Consider the following 4277-nt stretch of genomic DNA (forward strand, 5'->3'; position numbering starts at 1 on the left):
TCCGAAGAGACCGGATGGGCCCTTAAACGGAAGAGAGTCTTGATATTTTTGATATCGATATCAAGCTGTATCGATATAAGGAACTGGTTTCCGCCTTTCAGTCCGCTCCGTGCCTCAGCAATCAGATCAGCATAGAACTGACGGTACATCTCATTCTCAAGCCTTCCAAACGATCCCTTTTCAGCAGCAGCCTGGTACTCCCGTTCAATAACTGAGTAGAGAGAGTGGCTTTTGAGCATCTCGACTGAACGTTCGATCGACTCTTCTGCAATCATCCGATCAAGAAACTGTACATCGAGTGAACCTGCAGGAACAACCACTTCTTTGATCTTTCCCGCAGTCATACCCTGTTTCTTCCCGCGAATGATGGTGAGGACATTCTGAATATCCCACCTGCGAAGATACGACTTCGTGAACTGTTTTAAGATACCTGGGGTGATCGCAAGGATGTTCTGGAACTCTTTTGCCAGGTTCCATGAGAGCGCCTCTTCGACGAGATCGATGCCGCTAAACGATGCCGCAAGCTCATCGATCTCTCTCTTGTACTCCATCTCCTCAATGAGGCGGGTGATCTGGGGAAGGCTCATGTTCAGCATCCGGAGATATTCTTCCCGCGGAAGCAGTTTGGATTTGCGTACACGCATTCGCGTGCAGACATAGACATAGGGGGCCGGACCGCCAATCACCACAGACATCAGCACATACCTCCTATCCAAAGAGAATATCCGAGGCGTCTTTCAGCCCCGATTCCCAGACTTCATCCAGGAAGGTCTGATAACTGAGGTCCACGGTCAATTGTCCGTCTGCACTCTTCACAACGATACCGCCATCTATTGCGACGATACCGCCAAATGAGTATCCGCTCAGAGTCTTCAGTTCAGAGAGAGCAGCTTCAACTGCCTGTTGATCACGACTGTTGCAGTAGACGAGGCCGTCTTTGATCTCCTTTGCCACCTTCTTCAGGAGTTCCCGGACCATCTTCTCATGGAAGGTCATAGGAAGACCTGTTATGGCAGTCTTCGTTGCAGCGAAAACCTCTTCGAGCAGTTGCTTCTGCGCGTTGAGGGTTTCACGCTTGACGAGGAGTTTTGCTGCGGAGACATCCTGGGCACTCATCTGCTGGATAAGCCTCGAAACCTCAGTCTCGGCGTCCTGTTTGATCAATAATGCACGATCTGCTGCTGCCGCAAGGATACGCTGGGCCTCTGTATTGGCCTCATTACGGATAGCACCAGCTTCACGCTGTGCCTTCTCCCTGATCTCTTCGACGACAACTTCAAGTCCCATTGTAGACTCCATTTAGAACAGAATCAGCAGTGAGACGACAAGGCCGAAGATAACGATCGTTTCAGGAATGACAGTGAGCAGAAGAGCCATACCGAAGATATCCTTGTTCTCCGCAGTTGCACCAACTGCAGCAGAACCAATTGACATCTCTGCAAGGCCTGCACCGATACCGGTAAGACCAACAGCGAGTGCTGCACCGATTGCTTTCATTCCCATCTGATTTTCAGCTACCATTTCAAGTGTTAATGTTGCGACTCCTAAATCAACCATATTTAATCCTCCGATAATTGTCTTTTCTTTCCAAATGGATTATATTTTTCTCCACCGCCTTTATAGAATTTGGTGAAGAACTCAACATACTGTAACCTCAGAGATTGTAAACCTCCTCCAAGGAGACCGAGTGCCGTATTGAGAAGATGTCCTACGAGAAGGACAACGATTCCGACGATGATTAATACTACTCCAAGCGCTGTCAGCTCCTTCAGATTAGGTTCGATCAACATCTCGATGGCAATAAAATTGACCACCATTGCGATCGCCACTGAAGAGAGACCGACTGCTGCCAGACGCGTATAAGAAAGCGAATGGCTGACGACTGAAGGGATCTCGATCAGTTCAAGAGGTGACTCCCTCATGATTGCGATGACACCGGCAACCGTAAGCACCGCACCGATGATTCCGGCAATGTTTAAACCCATAACAATCGGGGGCAGCATCGTCAGATCAGGCATGAGCGGTATTGCGGCTATCGACCAGATCACAGCAAGTATCCCCCACATCACGGCAATCCAGCCAAGCTGTCCCATAACATGGACCATATTACGGTGTCGTGCATGGTTGACGACACTCATGGATCTGCCAAGAGTCATCTGAAGAATTCCAAGCCAGACCGCAAAGACCAGCAGTACAGCAATATCACCCTGATGGTGGGCATGCGATCCGATCAGCAGGTGTCTGCTGATGAGCGGGTGCCAGAGCGTAATATCCAGGGCACCCGGATGGGCACCGAATATCTCCGCGTATATAACACCAAAGATGATCGCAGAGATACTTGCGTTTCTCAGAACATTCAGGAGGTGTTGTATCGCTTCTCCTTTCAGCATTCTCTTCAGGCCCAGAGCAAGAACAAGCAGGATAGCACCATACCCGATATCTCCAAGGATAATTCCAAAGAATAATGGGAATATGATCGCAATCATGAGTGTCGGATCAAGCTCGTCATACCGCGGTCGTGAATAGATATCCACAATCGACTGCGTCGGTTTTGCAAAACCGGGGTTGTTATACTCGACAGGCGGCAGATTATGATGATGATCATCATCCAACTCATCGGCTTCCATGACAAGAATCCTGCCACCGGTCGCCTGAGAGAGCCCGGACTTGAGATTTTCAACCTCGGTTACCGGCACCCAGCCATCTGCAATGAAGATGAGATCAGTCGTTGCAAACCGAAGCGGGGCTTCAGCCTGTTCGATATCGGCACTCAGCACCTCATCACAGGCAGCGAGGAAATCGCCGCTCTTCTCTTTAATCGATCCAATTTTTACATTGATATCAGCAATCGAAGCATTCAGAGAAGAGATCTCAGACTGATACTGATCGATCCGCTGCCGGACCGAGCCTTCCTCCTGTGGAACAGGAATCAGCTGGAACTGTGCATCAGAGAGAGTCTGTTCGACGATAGCACGGTCATCATTTTTAAAGAAGATGACCATTGTACCGCCACCCTTGCCTGAAGCATACAGCTTCTCGACAGGAACAGGCATCTCAATATCCCGGGTTGTGCTTCCTGCGATAACCGATATCGTCTCATACCCCTGGTATAATCCAAGTTCAAGAGGTATGGCGGAGAATGGGGTCAGTTCAGCAATACGCTGTTCATTCACCCTGATGCGTGCTTCTGCTGCTGATCGCTGTGCCGTGAGATCGGCGACCTCGGTTTCGATCTTTGGGAGGTCGCGCTCAATAATCTCTCTGATCGAGTGCGCAGAACGCTTTGAGATATCATAGTAATCATCAGGAGAAAGGCCAAAGGTATTCTCAATAGAACGGATCTTGATCAGATCAGTTGAGATCTCAGTTGCCCCTTCCATCGGTTGCCCGATGCGAAAACCCTCATATCCCTCTTTTCCCTGATTGGTATAATCGGTGATATGGAATACGTAGTGACGGTAGAGTTCGGTCACAGCTGACGACATCTGCTCCTTCGATCCGACGATGAGCAGGCGCGTCATCGTTTTAGGCTGTAACATGGACCCTCTCCTTAAACCGCTCAACCAGCAGCGAAACGGCTTCATTCATCCGTTTTCTGCCTTTTTCTTTGAGGGCAAAGGCCTGTTGCTTTCCGTCCTCAAGAATACGGGCATGCTCTTTCGCTGCTTCACTTCGTGCATCCGCCAGACGCTTCTTTGTGTACTCTTCGGCAACAGCCGTCGCCTTGGCAATCTGGTTGTCGGCTTCAAGTCGGGCGTTTGCCATTATCTGCTCACGCTCGGCAATTGCCTTCTCAACCTGCTGGCGATACTCTTCTTCGGTCTTTTTGATGCTCTTTAGAACCTCAGTTTTCATCCAACCCTCCTCTCACGGCAACAGAATAATTGGTGGATGGTATCTCTTATATTTGTTGTTCTGTATCGGAGTGATTTTAGGAGAGATATTCCCAGGTTATTCCCTCAGGAAGGTTTTTAATACGAACAGAGCCGTTTTCACCCGATATTTCCATTCCTGCAAATTCTGCCGAGGAACAGAGGAGGTGCTGCTCCGGATGTGTTCCCCGCACAATCTCGCATGAAAGCAGTATCTTCGGACCGGCAGATAGGACATACCTGAGCCGTCGTGAACCCGGGTGACCACGAGGCAGTACCAGGAGCGGCTGATCATACAAACGAACAAGATCGAGGAGATATCGGGCGGGGATCACCTCGCCCCCCTCGGGTGCAGATACGACGATGATGTCATCAGGCATAATCCCCTGAACATACTCTTCAGAA

At 49.7% G+C, this 4277-nt stretch carries 5 protein-coding genes and 1 pseudogene; all 6 read right to left on the bottom strand.

Annotation, left to right across the window (positions count from 1 at the left end; translation table 11 throughout):
* The coding region (locus Q7V06_RS00070; RefSeq protein ID WP_304836263.1) for a V-type ATPase subunit at window positions 1–695 on the bottom strand (695 nt) is incomplete at its 3' end.
* Window positions 696–708: 13 nt separating this feature from the next.
* A complete protein-coding gene (locus Q7V06_RS00075) occupies window positions 709–1287 on the bottom strand; it encodes a V-type ATP synthase subunit E family protein (RefSeq protein WP_304836266.1) in 579 nt (192 codons plus the stop codon).
* 12 nt (window positions 1288–1299) lie between these two features.
* Complete coding sequence (locus tag Q7V06_RS00080) at window positions 1300–1557, bottom strand: ATPase (protein WP_304836269.1); 258 nt, start codon at window positions 1555–1557, stop codon at window positions 1300–1302.
* A gap of 2 nt (window positions 1558–1559) precedes the next feature.
* Complete coding sequence (locus Q7V06_RS00085) at window positions 1560–3539, bottom strand: V-type ATP synthase subunit I (RefSeq protein WP_304836272.1); 1980 nt, start codon at window positions 3537–3539, stop codon at window positions 1560–1562.
* Complete coding sequence (locus Q7V06_RS00090) at window positions 3526–3855, bottom strand: ATPase (protein ID WP_304836275.1); 330 nt, start codon at window positions 3853–3855, stop codon at window positions 3526–3528. The genes Q7V06_RS00085 and Q7V06_RS00090 overlap by 14 nt, the downstream gene beginning before the upstream one ends.
* 76 nt (window positions 3856–3931) lie before the next feature.
* A pseudogene (locus Q7V06_RS00095) lies at window positions 3932–4277 on the bottom strand (alpha/beta hydrolase); the annotation flags it as partial.

It is taken from the genome of Methanocalculus sp. (assembly GCF_030651615.1).
In the GTDB taxonomy this organism is placed as follows: Archaea; Halobacteriota; Methanomicrobia; order Methanomicrobiales; family Methanocorpusculaceae; genus Methanocalculus.

Bases quoted from the DNA above. Each gene is read 5' to 3' on its own strand.
- Q7V06_RS00090 (WP_304836275.1), bottom strand. From the start codon at position 3,855: ATGAAAACTGAGGTTCTAAAGAGCATCAAAAAGACCGAAGAAGAGTAT.
- Q7V06_RS00085 (WP_304836272.1), bottom strand. From the start codon at position 3,539: ATGTTACAGCCTAAAACGATGACGCGCCTGCTCATCGTCGGATCGAAG.
- Q7V06_RS00080 (WP_304836269.1), bottom strand. From the start codon at position 1,557: ATGGTTGATTTAGGAGTCGCAACATTAACACTTGAAATGGTAGCTGAA.
- Q7V06_RS00075 (WP_304836266.1), bottom strand. From the start codon at position 1,287: ATGGGACTTGAAGTTGTCGTCGAAGAGATCAGGGAGAAGGCACAGCGT.